The sequence below is a fragment of the Neolewinella aurantiaca genome, from assembly GCF_008014675.1.
Taxonomy (GTDB): domain Bacteria; phylum Bacteroidota; class Bacteroidia; order Chitinophagales; family Saprospiraceae; genus Neolewinella; species Neolewinella aurantiaca.
The window spans coordinates 105,492-127,316 of sequence record NZ_VOXD01000012.1 but is presented as its reverse complement, the minus strand read 5'-3'; the positions used below and the strand labels follow the sequence as shown (position 1 = coordinate 127,316).

Sequence of the window (21,825 nt, the reverse complement as noted above, 5' to 3'; positions counted from 1 at the left end):
CACAGCGGTGCAAGGAGAGCAAAGTATCATGACGTCCGACGGCAGTCCGGTTCCCCGGTAGTCTCGGTTTATTGCCAGCGGGCAGGTATCACCGGCACTGCTTTTACTAAAGGTTTTATTTGAGGTCGATGGTCTCTTCCACCTCCCAATCGGCCCTCAGGGCCGGAATCTCGAATCGGCGTACCAGTTCGGGCTGTCGCCCGAAGCGGAGATCGCCGGAGTCGTACCGCTGGTTTCTGTTGGAGTCGTACAGGATTTCAACTTTGTAGGTTCCCGGGCTGAGACCATCAAACCTTGCCGTGTAATCAAACTGTTTACTGATGTAGCGGCGGGTGGCAAACACTACCTTGTCTTTCTCCAGTAACCGGAGGATGTAGTCGGCAGTCGGGTCAAGATTATTGATCTTGACGGTGAGGATGCCGAATTTCTCCGCACCGTCAAAACTGAACCTGCGGGAGATCGTATCCTGGTTCTGGCTCCCGCTCCAGGAAGTCAGGGCTCCGGGCAGGATGTCTAAAGAATACGGCAACTTCAGGTCCCAGGAACTTCGGAATGCAACCTCTCCGGGGTAGGTGGTATCGATTACGAACGAGAAGGGAACAGACTCAGGGAAGGTGTCTTTGCGCAGGCTGATCAGGCTGGTATCTACGCTCTGAACCGGCTGGTTGAAGATGAAGGTCGGTCCTGCTCCGGCAAAGACGCGTTGTTTGGGCCCGGTCACTACGTCCAGAGGTTTCCCGGTGAGGCTTCCGGTAGAGGCAACAACTATCGTATCGGAGTACAAGGAGTCGCGGCCAACAAAGATTGTGTCGGCACCTGCTTCGCGGTAAAACAGTTTGATGGTGTCTTTGTCGTTGTACCGCAAGTAGTCGGTACGGCTGGTGAGCAGGTCGATGTTCTCGGCGGTCTGGTTCATCGTGATGGCGATCTTGCCCAGTGTGCTGGTGTCCAGCCCGATGACTTTGGTCGGTGTTGGAACCGGAGATAAACGGATGGACCCCACATCGGTATTGCCGTCAATAACCGTAATCACGGTATCAATGAACCCAACAGAAAGGGGTTTGAAGGTGCCGGTGAAGTCGGCAAAATAGTTGGTGGCACCAGGGTTCCGGATGAGACCAACCGCCCGGTATTGTCCGGGTCGGATGTTAAAGACGGTGAACTTCCCGTCTTCGTCAGTTTGCGCGAAATAGGTAGGGTTTTCGGTCAGTGCAGCGGTGTCAGCAAGATTGTCGTAGAGGGTAAAGGTTGCTCCGTTGATGGGTTCGCCGCTGAAGTCTTCCACCAGCGTTCCGGTAACGGTTGCTGAGTCAAGCACCGGGCCGGTAGCAAAAACGAAGCGCAGGTTTTCGGTAGGGTTGCCTTCGTTGAGGTCTTTGATGGCCGAGCCGATGTTGACGACGTAGGTCACGCTGTCGCGTAGCGTCAGGCCTTTCAGTGGGATGACGAGACTACGCCGACGCAGGAAGGGCTGGTTGTCTTCGCCAAGTTCGAGCGGCGGAGAGATGATGATCTGCTGCTTCGCGTCTTGTTCTACCCACTCATCGAAGGTGAGTACAATCTCTTCGGGACGGAAATTGGTCTGAAAATTCGGGGTGGTCTCTTCGGGGATGAGTACGGGGCCAATCGTGTCCCGCGGGCCTCCTGTCGGGGAAGAAGGCGTAGCACAATGTTGCAGGGTGAACATTTGGGCTATGAGAACAAGCAGCAGGCCGGCGATGGCAAGTAGGGAACGCGTCATTGAGGGTATTGATACCGGAATTAAACGAAGCGTTGGCTTCGAAAGGCAAAGGTAACATTGTCTTAACGAGACCTTCCGGTCTGTCCGCTTTTTCTATCCCCCTCCCGGTACGCATATTTTGGCGGGGCCGCAGGTGCAAAGCTGTGGACCGAGGAGGGGATAGGTTGAAGGAGCGCTTGCCTCTCAGAAAAACGGACCGTGCACCTGCGCCAGCGCCCCATAAAACAGGTCAATCACTTTCATGCTCACTTTTCGTAGTGGTGCAGGGCATCCCGCAGGATTTTCTTCATTTTTCTGCGGAGTACCTTCGGTGCCAGCACTTCGATTGAAGAGCCAAAGCCAAGCAAAAGCCGCTCCAATTCGAAGTTATGATGAACCGTGAAGGCGATTTCGACCCCGCCCGTTTTACGCCGCTCAATGAGCCGCTGCGAAGAATGGAACGGTTTGGTGAGCACGTAGGGAGCGTTTTGGCGGTTCACCCACAGGCGCACCTCGATGGGCGGAACGCCCAAAACGGTAACGCCGTAAGTGTCTTTGTAAAAGGTATCGGCGTCAAAGTCTTTCCTGATGTATTCGGTCTTCAAATCAGCTGCAATACTGATCATTCGGTCTAGCGCAAGGGTAAGAATCGGCGTGTGCCCTTCCCGTCTTCCTACCAGAAACCAGCGGTTGTTGAACTCTTTCAGCAAGTAAGGGTGGAAAAGAAATTCGTTAGACTGGCGCGCCGAAAACGACTGGTAGCCAATTCGTAGTACGATGCGCTTAGAGATGGCCTGGTACAGTAAGTCGAGGTGCTCAAGCCCCTTGAGTTGTTCGTTTTTATCGAGGTGGATTACCGGCGGCTCGGTACCCGTGGCGTGGTATATTTTGTCCTCCAGCTTCTGGATCACTCCGTTGAGCTCGCTGAACAACGAAAAGTCCTTGAACTGCCGCAGTACCGCCACCGATTCCGAAAGCACGTCCAGGTCGCCTTCGGTAAGCGGAACGTCGGTGATGGAGAAATCCGGTTCCGAGTACCGGTAGTATTTCTTGTCGTAGACCTCGATGGGAGCATTGTACCCCAGTTTGTCGCTGCGCAGTAGCTGGATGTCATGCTGGACGGTCCGCTTGCTTACGTAGGTATCCTTACCTTCATATTCATAGAGCGCATCGGAGCAGGCTTCAATGAGATCGTTCAGTGTCCATTTACGCCCGTGGTTTTGCAGGCATTTGTCGATGGTGCGGTAACGGAGCAGTGCGTTTTTATTGGCGGGCATTTGGCGAAGTTTCAGGCCCCGGGCCGGGGCTTTTTGGAGATCACCGTAAATCTACGCAAAAACACTGCGCACTTAGGAAAATACCTTGTGACATGAAAGAAACAATCCTTGCCCCCATTACCGGAACTACTTTGATTGACCTTGGCTACCAACCCGGAAAGTGGTTCGCCACTGCCCTTCGGTATGCTAATGAAAACGGTCTCTCCGGCGAAGCGTTGGAAGCTTACATCGCCACGGTTGCACCAGAGGCTGTAGAAGAGGTTTTACCGTTCGCAGAGCCCGTTGCCTACCATAAAAATATCCGCGCAGAAACTGAGCTGGACGCCGAAAACGTCGCTTCTGTTTTCCAAACGATGGACATCCTGATGAAAACTCCGACCCTCGTGGCTGGTGCCGTGATGCCCGATGCGTGCCCGACGGGTGCACCCGGACAAATTCCGGTAGGTGGTGTAGCGGTAGCCCGCAACGCCATTCACCCGGCCATGCATTCGGCCGATGTTTGCTGCTCCGTCATGATGACCAATTTCGGCGACGCCGAACCCGAAGCCATCCTGAACGCGGCCCACGCCATTACCCACTTCGGCCCCGGCGGACGTAAGGATCTCTTCGATTTGCCGGAGGAACTCGTGGAGCGCATGCGGAAGAACCACTTCCTCAACAACGAGAAAGGCCTCAACTTTGCGGCTACCCATCTGGGCACCCAGGGCGATGGCAATCATTTCCTCTACGTCGGCCGCTCCGAGGCTACCGGTGACACCGTGATGGTTACGCACCATGGTTCCCGCGGGTTGGGTGCTCACGTGTACCGTCAGGGAATGCACCTTGCCGAACGTTTCCGTAGAGAGTTGTCTCCCAAAACTCCCGGAAAGAATGCATGGATCCCGTTCGATACGGAGGAAGGCGCTGCCTACTGGGAGGCGCTTCAAATCGTTCGCGACTGGACAAAGCTGAACCATACCGTAATTCATGAGGCGACCAAAAAGGGCGCAAACGCAGGTGCAAAAGATCGTTTTTGGAACGAGCACAACTTTGTTTTCAAGTCCGGAGACCTTTTCTATCACGCCAAGGGCGCTACACCGCTCGACGATAAGTTCGTTCCCGACTCAAAGGACGGTCTTCGCCTGATTCCTCTCAATATGGCCGAACCCATTCTCGTCGTCCGGGGAGAAACTACCGCCAGCAACCTCGGCTTCGCTCCCCACGGAGCCGGCCGTAACGTAAGCCGTACGGCCCACATCAAGGCCAAGGCCGGTAAAACCGTCCGCGAAGTCTTCGATGAGGAAACCGCCGGCCTCGATGTGCGCTTTTTTACCGGTAGCATCGACATCTCCGAGCTGCCCTCTGCTTACAAAGACGCCGCTGCTGTGCAGCGCCAGATGGAAGAGTTTGGCCTGGGTGAAGTGGTAGATCGTATTTTGCCTTACGGGTGTATCATGGCGGGCAACACCGGTTGCGGTCGTCGCCGTAAGAAAAAGCGCCAGGCGTAATTCATCTTTCCGGCGGGTGCTGCTTCCTTAACTATACCACCTCCCGGAGGCGCTGGTAGGCCTGCCCGAGCATGTTCACCAGGTCTTCTGCAAGGAGGCTCTCCTGACCGAGCTGCTCCGCAGCGATGTCTCCGGCAAGGCCGTGCAGGTACACGCCCAGGCGTGCGGCATCGGCGGAAGGGTAGCCCTGAGCAAGTAGACCGGTTAGTATTCCGGTTAGGGCGTCGCCTGTGCCTCCGGTTCCCATCCCCGGGTTGCCGGTATGGTTGAAGTAGAGTTTACCATCCGGAGTTGCGATGCTGGTGTAACCGGTCTTCAGCAGCACAACCGCATTGAGGATTCGGGCTGCTTCGCGTTGGGTTTCCCAACGCTGGAAATCATCGGTGCTCTCTCCGAAGAGCCGTTCGAATTCTTTCGGGTGAGGCGTAAGGATGCTTCCCGCAGGAATGAGTTCCAGCCACTGACTGTTGTTACTGAGAATATTCAGTGCGTCGGCATCGATCACCATCGGTTGGTCGAAGCGCCGCAGTACGTCGCTTAGCGCAGTTGCGGTGGTGGCCGCCTGACCAATTCCCGGGCCAATGCCTATGGTCTTGTACGCTGAGAGGTCACCGATTTTACGGATGTGTTCTTCGTGTTCATCGGTAATGACCATTGCCTCAGGCAATGATATCTGAAGGATTTCGTAGCCACAGCGTGCGGTGTGGTAGGTCAGCAGGCCCGCTCCCGCTTGCAGAACGCCACGTCCTGCAATGATGGCGGCTCCCATTTTGCCGTAGCTGCCCGCGATCATGAGGGCGTGTCCGAACGTGCCTTTATGGTCGTTGGGCCGGCGTGTCCGCAGCAGCGATTTCATATCCGGGCTGGTGTTCAGAATTCGGTCATTGCCCGGTTCCTGCTCTGCGAAATCGTTCGCCAGGTCAAAAGAGACGATCTCCCACGAACCAACGCAGTTCGTATTGTTCTGCGAGAAAAGCGCAAGTTTGGGGTAGCCAAGGGTGAAGGTGTGGTCTGCGCAGAAAACAACTCCTGCCGCGGGCGCATCGGCAAATAGTCCGCTTGGAAGGTCGAGCGCATAGCGGGTGTTTGCCATGCTGTTGAGATGCTCGATGATCTGAGCCAGGTATCCCGTAACCGGGCGACTGAGCCCGGTGCCGAAAAGGGCATCGATGACAACAGCATCCGGCGGAACGCCGAAGAGGGGATCTTCTTTCTTGATTTCGTGAACCGGAACGCCCGCTTCTTCGGCGCGTTTGTGGTTGGCTACGTTGTCCGCAGTTGGGTTGCCCATCGGGGCGAGGTACGCCTTTACGGAATAGCCTTTTTGGTGTAGAATTCGCGCCGCGACGAGACCATCTCCGCCGTTGTTACCGGTGCCGCAAACAATGGTAACCGGAGCTTCAACGGAACCAAGCTTGTTCATCAGTGCCTGAGCGAAGGCGGTCGCAGCCCGTTCCATCAGCTCGAGGCTGGAGATACCTTCATTTTGTATCGTCGCCTGGTCGAGGGCCCGGTGCTGTTCGGCGCTCAGGATTTGCATAGGGTTTATTTGTTGTTGCCCTCGTTTTGTTCTTCCTCCAAAGCTGCATCCTTGCGATCGTGTTTCAGTACGCGTTTACGGCTTTTGAATGGAATGTAGCGGTACGGTTTTTCCTGGAAATCGGAAAAGAGGGTGTCGGCCGCCATGGTTGCGCTGTTGAGGCGATCGTAGATTTTGTCGTCGGTCAGCAATTTCCCCAGTGTGCCTTGACCTGAGTTTACTTTGTTCATAACCGAATTGACGCCACCCATTGCTTTATCGGCTTCGTTGAGGGTGGTTTTCAGGCTGGCGATAGCCTGATTAACTTCAACCATTGTCTTGTCGAGGTCCAGTTTGCTGAGGTCTCCGGTGAAATTCTCTGCATTGTCGATCAGTCCGGCAATACTCTCTTGTTTAGTGGCTAGTGTATTGGTCAGCCCGGCAAGGTTATCGAAAGTGGTGTTGATCTCGCCGGCGTTTTGATCCATGATGCGTTGCAGCCGGGCGGTGCTGGCCTTGAGGTTCTCCATCGTTACGGCAAGGTCGTTGGTAGAACGTGCAATGGGGTTGTCGCTTTCGGGGCTGAAGAATTTGTACTCGAGGCTGTCGAGCGTAGCACCCAGTTGGTCTTTCATCCCGTCTAACGGGCTTTCCTCACCTTTGCCTCCTCCTCCGGTGAAGGAAGCAAGGATTCCTTTGGTGTAGCCATTGAGTTCGCTTCCCTCCGGAGCGCAATCCTTGCCACCGAAACAAGGGGTTGAGTACTCCAGGACGACTGCTTTTTCGCCCAGCAGGCTCACGGTGGCGATGTACGCATCGGTTTCTTTGGGAATGTTGATGCCTCCCTGAATATCGAAGGTTACCTTAACCTTCCGTTTTACCTGGTCGAGTATGATTTCGTTGACCGAACCCACGGTTACCCCGCTGATGGTCACGGGAGTGCCGACGGTGAGACCACCAACGTCGTCGTAGATAGCATGGTAGTAGTTGGAATTGGAAAGTATATTACTTCCCTGAATATACTTGTAACCCCAGAAGGCGACTGCAATAGCGACAATCGCAAGGAGACCAATTTTTACTTCGTAACGCATATTTCTTGGGGTAGCTGATTAAGTGGGATGAATCGTTTTGGCATCCTTCCCTCTGTTTTTTTGGTATATAGTTGCCTCGGTCATCAAAGGTGAAATTTTGGCCAGATGATAAAAGCAGCCGCCAGAAATCACCTGGGGTGGCCGAGGCAACTATAGCAGGAATCGCAAAAGTACGGTGCTGTAACGTGCTGTAGGGCGGGATGGTTTGATCAATTTGATCTGGCGGGGCCGCAGGTGCAATGAAAAGGATGAAGGAGGGCGTCTCCGTACCGCTGAGTGTCAGCAGAATACTTCGTTGATCGTCCTCAGAACGGTCTTTGTCGATATTACCTGCCCTTCAGCGGGGTTCGTACAATATCCGGCTTAACTTGTCGCTGAAGGCTTGTCTCTTTCCCGGAGAAAGGGAGTCACGAAGACTGCCGTATACTCCTGTTACCCCTTGTGTCATGACAAAAATAACCCGTTTATCGATCAAGCTCCTTGCCCGGCATTCTGATTTGAAGCCCGAAGAACTCGACGAGGCCCTGGATACACATGTCTACGCCGATGCCGGGCGTTGGTTCTGGCTGTTAAGGTTATTGCTGCCCGCTATCGGGATAGGGTTCCTGGCCTGCGGCATCCTGTTCTTTTTTGCCTACAACTGGTCGGAAATCCCGAAGTTCGGCCAGCTGGGTATTGCCGCCGGGGCGGTTATTATTCCTTGTGTATTGTCGCTGATTCCTTCCTTTACGGAGTTGATCCGGAAACTGCTACTTACCGCAGCGGCCTTTCTGGTCGGTCCTCTCTTCGGGGTGTTTGGTCAGATTTACCAAACCGGAGCTAACGCGTATGATCTGTTTTTGGCGTGGTGCATTTTTATCCTGGTCTGGGTCCTGGCCATCAACTTTGCCCCACTGTGGGTGCTTTTCCTGACGCTGGTCAACACTACCATTGTGCTCTACAGCGAGCAGGTCGCCTCCGGCTGGAGCTACACGATGCTGATGTTTTTGCTCTTCATCGTTAATTCGGTCGCCGTGGCGGGCTTTGTCCTTGCGGATGCACGGATGTCCGGCGTCGATTATCCCGACTGGTTTAAAAAGACTACAGCTCTGGCAGCGGTAGCGGCCGGTACGGTATGTTGCTGCTCGGCTGTTCTCGACCTCGACGACAAGCCAGCGCAGGTTTTCTATCTGGTTCCGGTACTCGCCTTGTTCGCTGCGGTTGCCTGGGCCGCAAAACGCTACAAAAACCTTTATCATCTGACGCTACTCGCACTGGCCTGCATCGCCATCGTGGCGTCAATCATCATCCGGGCCGGTTTCAGTACGGCGGCTTTCCTCTTTGCTGCAATCTGGGTTGTAGGTGCTACCACAGGAAGCCTCATCGTTCTCAATAACCTCCGAAAAGTATGGCGTCATGACTGAGAAAAAATTACTGGAGGAACTCGACCAGCTCGAGCGTGAGCTCGGCCGCCCTCTGCAAATCGATCAGCCGGCCCTCCTGCACGAATTTCACGATGATCAGGAACACGAAGGAACGCTGGGAATGAAGGTGCTTTCGATCGTCAGTGCTTTCATCGCCACGGGCTTTTTTATCGGGTTTACTTTTCTCATTGGCCTGAATTCTACGTTGGCTTTCGCGGTAATGGGAACCATAATGCTTGGTGCCGGCTGCGTTTTTTGCCGGAGGGATCTGTTGGGGATTCTGGGAGAAGCTTTTGGCGTAGCGTTGATGGTGTGCGGATTTCCCTTGTTTCTGGCGGGAATGTCCGACGTGACAAATACCGAAACCGGAATGGCACTTGCAGCGCTCGCGCTTGCAGTATTGATTCTGGTGATAACCGAAAACAAGATCATAACTTTTCTCGCTACCGTCACGATGGGAGGCTGTATGCTCTTCCTCGCTCACGATGACTATGGTCGTTTCGGGGCTCACCTCTACGTAGGCTTCTTTGCGATCGCACTGACCCTCTGGGTTCAGTCCGAGGCATTGCTGCTCAAGTCGTCCGGCTTGCTGGCCCGTCGTTACGACGGGGTCCGGACGGGGCTCATCCTGGCCCTGCTCATCGGAGCAGGCTACCTGAGTGATTTTCGTTTCTGGATGGACTTGCCCCGGCTTCCCAACTGGTACGCCTCGGTTGCCCTGGTCCCGCTTCTGTTCTGGTTGGTGTATGACCTGCTGAAACGCTTCAACCATAGTCAGGGTAGGGTAGGCACCGAAATGCCCGCAACCGCAAAGGCTACGGGGCCGGTGCTCAGCCCCCTGCAGAGGCTGTACCTGGCGGGTTTGCTCGCGTTGCTCATTCCAACCATTTTTGCACCTGCGTTGAGCGCCACTTTATTGTGCCTCCTCCTTGCCTGGAAAGCCGGTTACCGAACCGGTACTGCTCTGGCTGTAATTGCGCTGATTTATTTCATCAGCCGCTATTACTACGATATGAACCTCAGCCTGCTCACCAAATCCATCATCCTGAGTACTTCCGGTGGCCTGTTTCTGGCAGCCTGGGCGTTGCTCCGCAAAAAGATATCTTCGCATGAAACCACTGCACCGGGCCCTGGTGGCCGCTAATCTGATAGTGCTTTTGGCATGGTTCGCGTGGACTGTGCGGGAGAAGGAAATCCTTATCTCCGAAGGAGATCTTTTGCTTTTTGAACTCGCTCCCGTTGATCCGCGCTCTCTCATCCAGGGTGATTACATGACCCTTAGGTACGCCATTGCCGCAAGCTGGCCGAGCGACTCATTACCCAAAACAGGCTTCCTCATCGTCACTAAAGGCGAAAACAATGTCGCTCAAAGACAGCGGCTCCAAAGCGGACTGACACCCCTGGCTGAAGGAGAATACCCGGTGAACTATACCGCCTCGCGCTGGCGAATTAATATCGGTGCGGAGTCTTATTTCTTTCAGGAAGGGCACGCAGAACGCTACGAAAACGCGAAGTATGGAGGCCTGCGCGTGGATGGCAAAGGCAATAGCTTACTCGAAGGACTGTACGACGAGGACTTTCAATTGCTCAGGTAGTCTGTTGCCCCGGCACCACCGTCCCTTCGGGAGCGGCCTCAAATTCCGATACCCATTTGATGGCAGCGGTGATTTTATCGCGCTCAGCCTGCAGGTCCGCTTCTGTATACAGGTAAGCTTCGGAAAATACCGCGAGTACTTCTTCGAGCACGGGTTGTATGCTTGGCATATCGAAGTAGAGCCGGCCACTGCGTCGTTCAACCCAGTCGATGGGGTAGAGGGTCAGCTCGTTCTCGATGCACCATGCGGCTTCGGCACAGGCCAGGCGGGCGACATCGGTACCCTCGGTACGTTTCGTTGCCGCCCGGATGATCTCCGGGCTTTGTTTGCCATAGTTACTCACCAGATAAGCCGCCCGGTCGGGGGCAAGGCTGGCGTCTTCCAGTTGTGCAGCAATTTCTTTTTCGTAGGCGAGTACTGCTTCGAAGTCGCTGAACGGGCCTCCGGTGAGGTCAATTTCTTCGGTGTGGGTCTTCTTGAGCTTTCCGCCGTAGCTCTGCATTTGCTTACCGAGGCGGTCTACCACGCGCTCGGCCATTTTGCGGTAGCCCGTCAGTTTTCCGCCAGCGATGGAGAGGAGACCGGATTTTGATTCGAAAATTTCGTCTTTCCGGCTCATCTCACTTGCATCTTTCCCTTCTTCAAAGATGAGGGGCCGGACACCGGCCCAACTGGATTCCACGTCTTCGATTTTAAGGTCGACCCCAGGGAAGATAGCGTTGGTTCCTTTCAGGAGGTACTCCACGTCTTCGATGTAGGTCGGGATAGCGTTCGTATCACCTTTGTAAGGGGTGTCTGTGGTTCCGATGTAGGTGCAGCGCAGGCGGGGAATTGCAAAAAACATTCGTCCGTCTTCCACATCAAAGTAAACGGCGTGCTTCAGCGGAAGCCGCTCGCGGGCCACTACGATGTGAACGCCTTTAGAAAGGAAGACGTGGCGCTCAGTCATGCTGTGGTCCACTTCGCGGAGCTCGTCCACCCAGGGGCCGGTGCTGCTTATGACGTGCTTGGTCTTAACGGTATATGTTTCGTCCATGAAGCGATCATGGCAAACCACAGCGGTGATGATCCCGTCGTCGTTGTACACAAAATCGGTTGCTTCGGTATAGTTGAGAGCGGTGGCGCCGTGGCGCTCGGCCGTTTTGATGTTCTCGATGGTCAGGCGGGCATCGTCGGTGCGGTATTCTGCGTAAAAGCCACCACCGGTGAGGATGTCTTTGCGGACAAGTGGCTCGTGCGCGATCGTTTCTTCTTTGCTCAGCATTACGCGCTTGTCGTCTCCCTCTACATCGGCCAGGAAGTCGTAGACCCATAACGCCATACTTGTTGTGAGCCGGCCAAGGGAGCCTCCCTCCACCAAGGGCAGCAGCATCTTCTCCGGACGAACCAGGTGAGGAGCAATTTCGTGTACGACTGCACGCTCTTTGCCAACTTCCCGTACGAGACCAATTTCGAGGTTCTTCAGGTAGCGCAGGCCACCGTGGATGAGCTTGGTTGATTTAGAACTGGTGCCCGAGGCAAAGTCGTTGCGTTCAAGCAGGAGAACATCTAGTCCCCGGCTTGCCGCGTCGAGGGCAACTCCGGCGCCGGTAATACCACCTCCTATAACGACGAGGTCGAATTGATGAGAACTTAGTTTATTGAATTTGGCTGCGCGCTGAGGGCTGGCTTTCATATGAGCTGACTTTTAGTACCTGAAAAAGTGCCGATGGGTGGCAATTGTTCTGTTTGCACCCAAAACATATTGAATACTTCGGGGGGGGAAGGGGGGGCGACGGTGCGCAGGTGCGGGCACGGGTTTCAGCCTTGCCTGGTCCTCCGGGGGGCTCTCCGGGCCGTAAAGGGGCAAACTCCAACGTAAGGCAAAAGTCATCCGGTTAAAAACATCGGGGGCGATCTCAGTTTTCGCTGTTTTGAAGGCTTTTTGGCGGGCCGGAAGAAAAAAGTGAAAAAGAGCTAAAAAAAGTTTTTCCTCCAAGTCGTTGAAAATCAAAATATTGGAGATTTCGGGCTGTTTTTTTTCTTTTTAAAGCTCTTTTTTACTTGCAAGGGTGAGGTGGATGGCTGTATATTTGCATCGCTTTAGAGATAAAGCACATGGCTGAGCAGCCAGCAGACGCGGATTTAGCTCAGTTGGTAGAGCGCAACCTTGCCAAGGTTGAGGTCGCAGGTTCGAATCTTGTAATCCGCTCTAATCGCGTCAAAGGGTCAGTAATCTTCGGGTTACTGGCCCTTCTGCGTTGTACGAAGAGGCGAGCTTTTTGGCGTTCAAATGCAGGCTGTTCCGTCTTTGGCTGTGACATTGTGAAAGACTGGAGGGCTCTGCTCGCTCCTGGCCTCATCCCTTATCATCCTATCGGGTAGGCCCGCGCTTCAGCCGGAGTCTTAAATGACAAACCAGCGGCTAAAGCCGCGGCTACTGTGGGGCAAATCGAGAATCCTCAACCGCAGCAGCCTTTTCCCTTATCATCCTATCGGGTAGGCCCGCGCTTCAGCCGGAGCCTTAAATGACAAACCAGCGGCTAAAGCCATGGCTACTGTGGGGCAGATCGAGAATCCTCAACCGCAGCAGCCTTTTCCCTTATCATCCTATCGGGTAGGCCCGCGCTTCAGCCGGAGCCTTAATAAATTAAACCAGCGGCTAAAGCCACGGCTACTGTGGAGCAGATCGAGAATCCTCAACCGCAGCAGCCTTTTCTCTTATTATCCTATCGGGTAGGCCCGCGCTTCAGCCGGAGCCTTAATAAATCAAACCAGCGGCTAAAGCCGCGGCTACTGTGTGGCACAAATAGCAAAGCGCCTGGCAGCTAGAGAGTAGGCGGTATTACCGACTACATTCTACCCGCCAGGCGCTCTCAATTTCTATTACTTGTTACCGACAACGATCTTACGGCTGTCCTCGATCCAATTCTGGACGGAAGGGCAGGGCTTGTAGCGTTCGTCGATCATAACGAAGGTAGAACCGATCGTTTTCTCGATCCAGTCGCTGAGGTGCTTTTGCTGCTTAGAGCTTTTGGTGGCAATCTGGATTTTGGCGTAATCCTGAGCAAGACTGGCACGGTGCGGGCTACTGCGTGATTGGAGCTGAACAACGCGGAGCATTGTTTCGCCGCGTGGGCCTTTGAATTCCATCACTTCACTGATTTCGCCTACTTCCATCTCGTCGATGGCAAAGTAAATGTCCGGGTCAAGGTCTCCGATTTCGAAGAAAGTATTTCCGGATGCGTTGTTGGTCATGCGGCCATCGTTGTTGTAGCTCTGCACTTTATCGAAGCCGTTGCGCTTCACGGCAACGCTGAAGGACATCGAGTCGACCCGTACGAGGTTGGCGATGCTATCGAGAAATATGCGGCTTTTCTCGACGTCTGCTTCGGTGATCTCAGGGCTGAGAAGGATGTGAGACACCTTGATGGTGTTACCCCGGCGTTCCTGAAGCTTGATGAGGTGATAACCAAACTCAGAGCGTACAATGTCGCTGAGTTCGCCCGGGTCGAGGTTGTAAGCAGCTGCTTCGAATTCGGGCACGAACTTTCCACGCTTCGTCCAGCCGAGGTCGCCTCCGGCCTGGCCGGAGCCATCGGCACTGTATTTTCTGGCTGCTTCTTCGAAGGTGATTTCTTCGTTAACGATTCTTTCCCGGATGTCCTTAAGGCGGGCGACGGTGGCCTTGCGCGTCTCGTCGTTGGCTTCGGGGAGTACCGCGATTTCACCTACTTCCACCTCTGCGTTGAAGTAAGGGAGGCTGTCGCGGGGGATGTTTGCGAAGAAGGTTTTTACCTCTTCGGGGGTAACCTTTACGCCCTGGACCACCGATTGGCGGATGCGGTCGGTAGCGATTTGCTCACGCAAATCTTCCCGGAACTGTTCCTTTGTTGCCGAGATGCTCTGTCCGTAGTAGTCCTCGAACTGCTCGATGCTGCCGCCCATGTAGCTGAGGATGCGGTCGATCCGCGCGTTGAGCTGGCTTTCCACTTCTGAGTCAGCAACCTCGATACTGTCGAGTTTCGACTGATTGTAGAGGAGTTTACCTACAAGCAACTGGTCCAGCATCTGGCAGCGGGCATCGGGAGGCAATGATTCGTTGGTTTGGCTGGCCGCCAGAGCGTATTGTTCTTCCAGTTCGGAGAGCAGTACGTACTCGCTGCCAACGCGGGCGATCACCTGATCGATTACGGAAGATTGCGCACTCAGGCCTACTGGCAGAAGGCAGATCAGAAACAGGGTCAGACGGTTAAAAATCGTATTCATAAATTCTAATGTTAAGGCTGCCCGGAGGGGGCTTATTCTTTGTCTAATTCGGCGGGCGCGCGGGTACAAAGACCGGTTAGAAGTAAAGGAGCTAAACGTGGGCTGTTAACCGGTTGGCCGGCATCCCTCCCATTGCACCTGCGTTGGCGCCTAAAAGATCTTAATGTTCTTGCTGCGCAGTTCTCGTTCGTAGATGTCTTCACGGGCCTCGTTGAGCACTTTTGCTTTGCGGCCGTGAAGGATCACTTTGCGGGCCTGTTCTTCAACGTAGCTCAGCGGCGCGATTTCCAGCCGCGGTTTCATTTCCAAAAGGCGGAAATAATAGCGGTTGCTGCCGTCCTGCTGGCTGAATTCCCGCTTTGAATTGACGTTGGAGGCGGTAAGGGTGCCTTCGGGCAATTGCTGTGCGATGTCGTCCAGCGAATACCAGGCCGTTGGGTCAAGCAAGGCAACTTCGCTGAGGCGTTCGCAGTAGTTCTCGAGGGCCATCGTATCGGTTATCTTGCCATTGTTCCAGAGCTGTTGCAGTAATTCCTCTTCCGGGGTAGGATAGGGGACACGGATGAACAGGCAACGAACGATAGGCTTTTCCAACAAGTACTGTCCTTTGCTCGATTCGTAGTAGGCTTCGAGTTCTTCCTGAGTGATGGTACTGTCGAGGCGCATACTGATGAGTACCTCCTCGTAGTGGCTACTCACCAGGCTGGCGCGGTAATCGCGCACCAACCGGTCGATGTTCAGATCGGTTGGCAGGTTGCGTTCGGCTTCGTACTGAAGCACGGTTTCCCGCAGCCAGCGCCGGATGAACGCTTCCCGGATCACCAGACTGTCGTTCGCCGTTGCTTCCTCGGGGAACATCCCTTCCAGTTCCGACAGCCGCAGCGTTTTCTTGTGCACTTGTGCCAGAATGGGGTCTGCAGCGTCAGGATCCTTGTCTCCGCAGGCAAATGTCAAGAGCAGGAGTGCGGCCGTTGCCGTTCTCAATAAATTCAACGAAAATATCCTCAAGACTTAATGAGTTTAGCGAGTACTTTCTTATTGATCTTTACGGGGTATTCTTTGCGCAGTTTCTCTACCCACTCGCGTTCGAGTTGGTCCTGATAGTCTGCAATTACATAGCCTCTGGCTTCGCTCAGTTCTTTGCGTCGGGTGGGCAGCAGCGCTTCCACTTTGTAGAAGGTGCTTACGCCCTTGCGGACGTCTTTGGTCACGGCGGTGGTGTTGCCTACCTCAGGCTTCAGCCCTCCGATTTCCGGGAGGCGGCTGAGCTCGTAGTCGTCTGTTGTGGCGTCGATGTTGGCCCGGCCGAATTTGTCGAGCGTTGCGTCCATCCCGTTTTCTTTGGCGAAGTACAGCACCTCCGTTGCGTCCAATTCTGATTTTGCGTTGATGGCGTACTGGACAACGGTGGCCCGCTCTTCCCACTGGTAATCATCGCGGTGATCGGCGAAGAAAGCCTGCAGACCGGTGGTGTCTTCGCTGGCTTTGTCCCAAACTTCAATTTTGGTTGCTTCAAAGAGCAGGATGCCTTCGCGGTATTCGCGCATCAGTGCTGCGAACTCGGGGAAGTCGGCTTCGAGCTGGCTTTCGGCGTAAGCCATCAGTTGTTTGTCTACCCATTCTTCGTACAGGGCTGCGGCGACGGTTGCGGAATTGCTCTTGCGGCCCATGCTTACGCGCTTGCGGCTGTCTTTACGCATGGATTCCTGAAACTGTTCCAGGCCTACTTTGTAATCGTCACCGATCACGAGCAAAGGTGTTTTGTCAACATTAGGGTCAGGTTTCCAGCGGAAGTTGAGGAAGGTAGAATCAACGAGGGTAGCGGCAAAGCGACCGAACACCGCTTTGTTTTCCTGCACGTCGGCCTTTTGTCTGATTTCCCGCAGCATTTGCTTTTTAGCTTCGTCAAAGCGGCCATCGGCCTTCACTTTTGCTTCTAAAAGAGGGCGGCTGTCGTTCAAAGGTTGTATTCCTTTGTGCGAAATACGGCGAATGAGGTGGAAACCGGAGCTGGACTCGACGATGTCGCTGACCTGTCCGTCTTTCGTCAGTGAAAACGCTGCATCTTCAAAGGCGGGCTCGAACTTGTTGATTCCGAAGTAACCAAGGTAGCCACCATTATCTTTCGTTTTACTGTCTTCACTGATGCGGGCAGCTACTGCGGCCCAATCTTCTCCGTTATCGAGCATCTTTTTTGCTGCCTGGAGCTGAGCGGGTACGGGCATCGACCCGGCGCCTTCGGGTTTCCGGATAAGGATATGGCTGATTTCCATTTCTCCGCGGGCGGGGCGGCTCCCGGTCTTGATGGCCAGGTGGTAGCCCAGGGGCGTTCGGATGGGACCAACGACCTCGTTTTTCTTAGCGTTGTAGAGGGCTGCTTCCAGGCGGTGCATCCCTTTGGGGAACGGCGCGTTGAAATAGCCGATGCGCCCGCCCTTCGGCGCGCTGAACTTGTCTTCGCTCGTGGTCTTCGCTGTTTCTGCGAAGTTGCCGGCCGTAAGGTTCTTTTTCGCTGTCATTGCCCGGTTGAAGACCTCGAGAGTATCCGCGGGAGAGGGCGCCTGGCTCTTGAGCGTGAAGAGAATGTGGCTGAATTCAATGTCCGTTTTTCTGCGCTCATAAAGTTGCTCAACGAGACGATCGGTAACCTGCTTATCAACGAGGTAGTTATCGGCAAGTTGGCGGCGGTAACCTTCCAGTTCCCGCTGCAGCGCTTTAACGGTGTCGAGCCCCATGCTTTTGGCACGGGCAACTTTGAGCTTGAAGCGCTCGTAGAGGTCCAGGTATTCCTTTACGCTTTCTTCTCCGTAGTCTGCCTGTTCTCCGTTGGTTTTTCCGTAGATGTAGCGAAATTCGCCTACCGTAATCTCTTGGCCATCAACGGTAAACAGCACGTCGCTGTCTTGCTGAGCAGCCAGGGACAGCGCCGAGCAGAAGAGGATCAGGGTAAGAAAATGCTTTGTGAAATGCATAAATATTGGTTTCAGTTCATCCGACCGCGCAGTTGCTGCGCGGCTAAAAGGTGGCCCAATCAGGACCGCAAAAGTAACCTTTTTTCGGGGCTTGTTATTGTTTGGCGCGGCCGCAGGTGCAAGGAGCAGCTTACGGAAGCAACGGCTTTGCCGCAGTACCCGTCTCCGGAAGCGCCGTTTTGTGGTTCAGCACCGCTGTTGGCTTTGGTGGGCAGGTCCGGTTTTCTAGGGAATTACCCGTTCTCCTGCCGCTGGCAGAGGAAGAGCAGAGACTACCATTCTATGGTGTAGCTGTAGCCGGAGTTCGGCTTGTTGTCCGTCGTCTTTTTCCGGACGACTTTTCCGCTCAAAGACCCGCTCTGCGTGTAAGTGATGCTGGTTGACGTCTTCGGAGCGGGCTTCGGTTTGGGGGTAGGCTTTGGCTTAGGGAGCTTGAAGTGGATGTTGACGTCCTGGTGGATGCGCACCTTCTTCTTACTGGACTGCGGAACGGTGAATTTCATCAGCTTCACGACCCGCATTGCTTCTTCATCGCACCCGTGCCCGATACCTTTTTTCACCTTCGCCTGGGTAACCTTGCCGGTATAGTTCAGGCCGTACCGAATGATGACGGTGCCCTCTACTTTGGCCTCAATTGCCGCGGGCGGGTATTTCAGGTTGGCGGCGACGAACTTCTTCATGGCGGCAACGCCGCCGGGGTAAACCGGGCGGGAAACGTGAGACGGACGGTTTTTGGCCATTGAGGTGAAAATTGATGTTGAGTATAGTCTCCCCGTTGCGGAGACTTGCCGATTGCCGGGCAAAGCCAAGGGGAGTTACCTGTGTAAACGTCTCAGGGTAACCTTACGGTTGTCTGTGAAGAAGCAAAGCTTTGAAATCGCAGAGAGCTGCTGGGTGGATGAATTTAGAGTTTTGTCTTGTGCATTGCACCTGCGGCCGCGCCGAAATACGTGAACCCGCTGTTGAAACGAATAATCATTGGTCTTGTGATGGCCCGGTAATCCAATTCTGTACTTACCTTAAGCCCACCAAAAAATCAGATTCGTGCAAATAAAGAAGAACGACAAAGTTTACGACGCGGTAATTGTCGGCTCCGGAGCAGGTGGTGGTATGGCCGCCAATCAGCTCAGCAAGGCCGGCCTCAACGTGGCCATTATTGAAGCAGGGCCCTACTTCGATCCCGCAGACCCCGCCATGAAAACCCAGCTCCGTTGGCCCTGGGAGAGTCCGCGCCGCGGTGCAGGAACCCTGCGCTCCTTTGGTGACTTCCACGCCGGACTCGGAGGTTGGACGGTGCCCGGAGAACCATATTCCACCGTTGAAGGCACAAAGTTCGACTGGTACCGCACGCGCCTGCTGGGCGGACGTACCAATCACTGGGGGCGAATCAGCCTGCGCTTTGGCCCGAACGATTTTCACGGCAAAGATTTTGATGGCCTCGGCGAAAACTGGCCCATCACCTACGACGAAATCAAGCCTTATTATGATCGCCTCGACAAACTCGTGGGCGTATTCGGGACCAACGAAGGCCTTTTCAATCACCCGGACGGTTACTTCCTGCCGCCTCCAAAACCACGCCTGCACGAACTGATGACGGTGAAGGCCGCCACCAAGGTTGGCGTACCGTTCTACCCCGGCCGGCTGAGTATGGTCACCAAGAGGATCAATAAAGACCGTGGCGTTTGTTTCTACTGTGGCCAGTGTTCCCGCGCCTGTGCGGTGTACGCCGATTTCAGCGCCGGCACCTGCCTGATCTTCCCAGCTATGAAGAACGGCAAAGACGGAAAAGGCGGACAGGTCGACCTCTTCGTCAACTCCATGGCCCGCGAGGTAATCACCGATGACAGCGGCAAGGCAACGGCGGTCAGCTACATCAGTAAAGACGACCGGCGGGAGTACCAGATTAAAGGCAAAGTAATCGTACTGGCTGCTTCGGCCTGCGAAACAGCGCGGTTGTTGCTGAATTCTAAAGCGCCGGGGCAAACCAACGGACTTGGTAACGGATCCGGAACGCTGGGCCGGTACCTCCACGACAGTACCGGAGCGGGTGCCTCGGCCTTCATTCCCAGCCTGATGAACCGTGAGCGCTACAACGAAGATGGTGTTGGCGGCATGCACGTATATGCTCCCTGGTGGGGAGACAACAAAAAGCTGGACTTCCCCCGGGGCTATCACCTCGAAGTGTGGGGAGGGATGGGGATGCCAAGCTACGGCTTCGGCGGAGGCCATAAGGCCATCCAGAAAATGCTGGGCTACAAACCGGGCGGCTACGGTAACCCGTTGATGAGTGAAGTCAAGTCCTATTACGGAGCTGTAGTCGGCATGGCCGGAAGAGGCGAAGCGGTCGCATTGTACGATAATTACTGTGAGATCGACCCGGGAAAGGTAGATCAGTGGGGAATTCCAACCCTGCGCTTCCATTACAAATGGAGCGATCACGAACGGCTTCAGGCCAAGCATATGCACGAGACCATCCGTGAAATTCTCGTAAATATGGGAGGGGAACTCTTCGACGACGAAGTACCTTCTTACGAAAACGATCATGGCCTTCTCCCGCCGGGAGCCATCATTCATGAGGTAGGAACCGCACGTATGCACAACGACCCCAAACAAGGAGTAACCAACAAGCACAGTGCCCTGCACGAAGTCCCTAATGTGTACCTGACCGATGCTTCGGTATTCACTTCCCAGGCCGACAAAAACCCGACCTGGACCATCATGGCGCTGGCAATGCGCGCCTCTGACCACATCATCTCCGAACGCAAAAAAATGAACATCTAAACAGATTGCAGAATTCAGCATTCAGGCTTCCCGTTATTCATACGCGATTGCATCCTGATTCCTGCATTCTATAATCTGCAACTTTCTAAATTATGGATCGCAGAACTACCATCAAAAACCTTTTGGCCGGCGCCGCCGGCGCGGCGCTGCTTACCCAGGCAACCGCCTGCGAGGCTCCGGCCGACCTGGCCGAAGTAACGGAAGCCAAAGCAGCCGGCTACGGCATGCGGCTGCCGCACGAGCTGAAGCACGATGCCCGCATCGCGAACGACTCGTTTTTTACCGACGCCGAGAAAACCGACCTGGGCATCCTGGCCGACATCATCACGCCGGGTACCGAAACCGAGCCCAAAGCCACCGATTGTGGGGTAGTGGACTTTTTCGAATTCATCGCTCTCGATATGCCCGATTACCACCAGAACATCCTCCGCGGTGGCCTCGGCTGGCTCAACATCGAAGCAAGCAAACGCTTCGGCCGTTACTTCTCGGAACTGACCGAGGCCGAAAGGATTCAGATCGTCGATGACATCGCCTACCCCGAAGATGCGAAAGGGACCGAATTCGAAGCCGGATCGAAATTCTTCGATCGTGTACGGTATTTGACCCTCACTGGCTACTTCACCAGCAAAAAAGGAATCAAAACGCTGGATTATCAGGGCAACTCCCCCAACGTATGGGATGGTGTCCCGCAGGAAGTACTCGATAAGCATGGCCTGGCCTACGACCCGAAATACCTCGACAAATATGTAGACCAGAGCAAGCGAGACATACAGGCGGAATGGGACGATGAAATGAACCTGATCACCTGATCCGGGCGCTCTTGCCACTTTGGGCCCGTCCGAGCGAAATAAATTCTTGCTTTTAGGTCATTCACATTCAACGGATTGTGTTTTGAATCTTTCGTAGATGTGAAAAAAAGACTAAAAGATTAACAGACTAAAAGTCCGGCGAATTACCTTTGCGCCTGGGCAGCGCACGGTCAGCTCCTCCTGAACTCCCCCAGGGCAGAAATGCAGCAAGGGTAGGGGGTTGTAGCGACCGGTGCGTCTGCCTTTTTTTATGCCCGGTTGGGCCGTATCGGCAGTCAATCTGATATTTCAGTTTCTCGCCTTTCCCGAATTTTCCTGACGCGCAGGTAATTGTCTCTCCTCTTCCCGTTAATCTGCATCGTAGTGGCCCCGCCTGAACGGTTTTGACTTCCTTATTGGAAGAAAAGTAAGTAATTCCTTTTACCTTACTCTCGAAAAATAACAATCATGACAAACGGAAATATTGATCTGGGACTGCTGGTCCTTCGCCTTTGGTTTGGCCTGGAAATGGCCTTCATGCACGGCTGGCCCAAACTGATGAAGGTTTTTAGCGGAGATATGACTTTCGCCGATCCGCTGGGACTTGGTATGGGCGTAAGCCTCGTGCTTGCTGTTTTTGGCGAGTTCATTTGTGGTATCCTCATCGCAGCGGGTTTTTTCACCCGTTTGGCTTGCATCCCTTTCATCATCACGATGCTGGTGGCGGCGTTCATTTCGCACGGCGGCGACCCCTGGGGCAAGATGGCCCTTCCGCTCATGTACGTTGTGGTCGGAGTAGTTTTGCTCCTCGCCGGCCCGGGCCGTTACTCTGCCGATCATCAGCTTTTTGTTCGGAAATCAGGGGTGTAATCATCAGTAGTAGTCATTTGAGGAGGGCGCGCGCGCAGGTGCAGAGCAGGTTGATGAGTCCTGTTCCGAAACCC

The 21,825-nt window shown here is 54.4% G+C and carries 16 protein-coding genes, 1 tRNA gene and 1 other RNA gene; 9 read left to right on the top strand and 9 right to left on the bottom strand.

Going from position 1 to position 21,825, the window contains the following annotated elements; genetic code table 11:
* Window positions 1-115: 115 nt before the first annotated feature.
* Both FUA23_RS09695 and FUA23_RS09690 read right to left on the bottom strand, forming a co-directional pair.
* Window positions 116-1,741: an Ig-like domain-containing protein gene (locus FUA23_RS09695; RefSeq protein ID WP_147930541.1), complete on the bottom strand. Its 1,626-nt coding sequence runs from the start codon at window positions 1,739-1,741 to the stop codon at window positions 116-118.
* Window positions 1,742-1,986: 245 nt separating this feature from the next.
* Complete coding sequence (locus FUA23_RS09690; RefSeq protein ID WP_147930540.1) at window positions 1,987-2,997, bottom strand: helix-turn-helix transcriptional regulator; 1,011 nt, start codon at window positions 2,995-2,997, stop codon at window positions 1,987-1,989.
* Between the two features lie 92 nt (window positions 2,998-3,089).
* Between FUA23_RS09690 and FUA23_RS09685 the strand changes: the two genes are divergently transcribed.
* Window positions 3,090-4,484, top strand: coding sequence for an RtcB family protein (locus FUA23_RS09685; protein WP_147930539.1), 1,395 nt, complete (start codon window positions 3,090-3,092; stop codon window positions 4,482-4,484).
* Between the two features lie 31 nt (window positions 4,485-4,515).
* Here FUA23_RS09685 and FUA23_RS09680 read toward each other — a convergent pair whose 3' ends face one another.
* Window positions 4,516-6,024 (bottom strand): NAD(P)H-hydrate dehydratase, encoded by a 1,509-nt coding sequence (locus FUA23_RS09680; RefSeq protein WP_147930538.1) that lies wholly within the window; start codon window positions 6,022-6,024, stop codon window positions 4,516-4,518.
* 5 nt (window positions 6,025-6,029) lie between these two features.
* Window positions 6,030-7,094, bottom strand: a complete 1,065-nt coding sequence (locus FUA23_RS09675) for an MlaD family protein (RefSeq protein ID WP_147930537.1) — start codon at window positions 7,092-7,094, stop codon at window positions 6,030-6,032.
* A 446-nt stretch (window positions 7,095-7,540) separates the two neighbouring features.
* On the opposite strand from FUA23_RS09675, the gene FUA23_RS09670 reads away from it, so the two are divergent.
* From FUA23_RS09670 to FUA23_RS09660, 3 genes are read left to right on the top strand one after another with little or no spacing between them, the layout of a single operon-like run.
* Complete coding sequence (locus FUA23_RS09670) at window positions 7,541-8,497, top strand: DUF2157 domain-containing protein (RefSeq protein WP_147930536.1); 957 nt, start codon at window positions 7,541-7,543, stop codon at window positions 8,495-8,497.
* A complete protein-coding gene (locus tag FUA23_RS09665; RefSeq protein WP_147930535.1) occupies window positions 8,490-9,641 on the top strand; it encodes a DUF4401 domain-containing protein in 1,152 nt (383 codons plus the stop codon). The genes FUA23_RS09670 and FUA23_RS09665 overlap by 8 nt, the downstream gene beginning before the upstream one ends.
* Entirely contained in the window at window positions 9,607-10,092 is a 486-nt protein-coding gene (locus tag FUA23_RS09660) for a GDYXXLXY domain-containing protein (protein ID WP_147930534.1), read from the top strand. Before FUA23_RS09665 ends, FUA23_RS09660 begins: the two co-directional genes overlap by 35 nt.
* On the opposite strand, the gene FUA23_RS09655 is transcribed toward FUA23_RS09660, so the two are convergent.
* Window positions 10,085-11,767, bottom strand: a complete 1,683-nt coding sequence (locus tag FUA23_RS09655) for a glycerol-3-phosphate dehydrogenase/oxidase (RefSeq protein WP_147930533.1) — start codon at window positions 11,765-11,767, stop codon at window positions 10,085-10,087. The genes FUA23_RS09660 and FUA23_RS09655 overlap by 8 nt on opposite strands.
* A gap of 443 nt (window positions 11,768-12,210) precedes the next feature.
* Here FUA23_RS09655 and FUA23_RS09650 point away from each other — a divergent pair.
* A tRNA-Gly gene (locus FUA23_RS09650) sits at window positions 12,211-12,283 on the top strand.
* 674 nt (window positions 12,284-12,957) lie between these two features.
* On the opposite strand, the gene FUA23_RS09645 is transcribed toward FUA23_RS09650, so the two are convergent.
* The 4 genes from FUA23_RS09645 to FUA23_RS09630 all read right to left on the bottom strand — a co-directional run bounded on the left by FUA23_RS09645 (window position 12,958) and on the right by FUA23_RS09630 (window position 18,052).
* A complete protein-coding gene (locus tag FUA23_RS09645) occupies window positions 12,958-14,340 on the bottom strand; it encodes a peptidylprolyl isomerase (protein ID WP_147930532.1) in 1,383 nt (460 codons plus the stop codon).
* 150 nt (window positions 14,341-14,490) lie between these two features.
* On the bottom strand, window positions 14,491-15,237 hold the full coding sequence (locus FUA23_RS09640) for a peptidylprolyl isomerase (protein ID WP_246144126.1): 747 nt from the start codon (window positions 15,235-15,237) through the stop codon (window positions 14,491-14,493).
* Window positions 15,238-15,344: 107 nt separating this feature from the next.
* On the bottom strand, window positions 15,345-17,312 hold the full coding sequence (locus FUA23_RS09635; protein ID WP_147930531.1) for a peptidylprolyl isomerase: 1,968 nt from the start codon (window positions 17,310-17,312) through the stop codon (window positions 15,345-15,347).
* A gap of 272 nt (window positions 17,313-17,584) precedes the next feature.
* On the bottom strand, window positions 17,585-18,052 hold the full coding sequence (locus tag FUA23_RS09630; RefSeq protein ID WP_147930530.1) for an energy transducer TonB: 468 nt from the start codon (window positions 18,050-18,052) through the stop codon (window positions 17,585-17,587).
* Between the two features lie 304 nt (window positions 18,053-18,356).
* Between FUA23_RS09630 and FUA23_RS09625 the strand changes: the two genes are divergently transcribed.
* The 4 genes from FUA23_RS09625 to FUA23_RS09610 all read left to right on the top strand — a co-directional run bounded on the left by FUA23_RS09625 (window position 18,357) and on the right by FUA23_RS09610 (window position 21,751).
* Window positions 18,357-20,093 carry a GMC oxidoreductase gene (locus tag FUA23_RS09625; protein WP_147930529.1) on the top strand — a complete coding sequence of 579 codons (1,737 nt, stop codon included), beginning with the start codon at window positions 18,357-18,359 and terminating at the stop codon, window positions 20,091-20,093.
* A 92-nt stretch (window positions 20,094-20,185) separates the two neighbouring features.
* The gene (locus FUA23_RS09620; protein WP_147930528.1) at window positions 20,186-20,902 is read left to right on the top strand and encodes a gluconate 2-dehydrogenase subunit 3 family protein; all 717 of its coding nucleotides are present in this window, start codon (window positions 20,186-20,188) and stop codon (window positions 20,900-20,902) included.
* Between the two features lie 154 nt (window positions 20,903-21,056).
* An RNA gene (ffs, locus tag FUA23_RS09615) (signal recognition particle sRNA small type) lies at window positions 21,057-21,152 on the top strand.
* 197 nt (window positions 21,153-21,349) lie between these two features.
* Complete coding sequence (locus FUA23_RS09610) at window positions 21,350-21,751, top strand: DoxX family protein (protein ID WP_147930527.1); 402 nt, start codon at window positions 21,350-21,352, stop codon at window positions 21,749-21,751.
* Window positions 21,752-21,825: the final 74 nt, after the last annotated feature.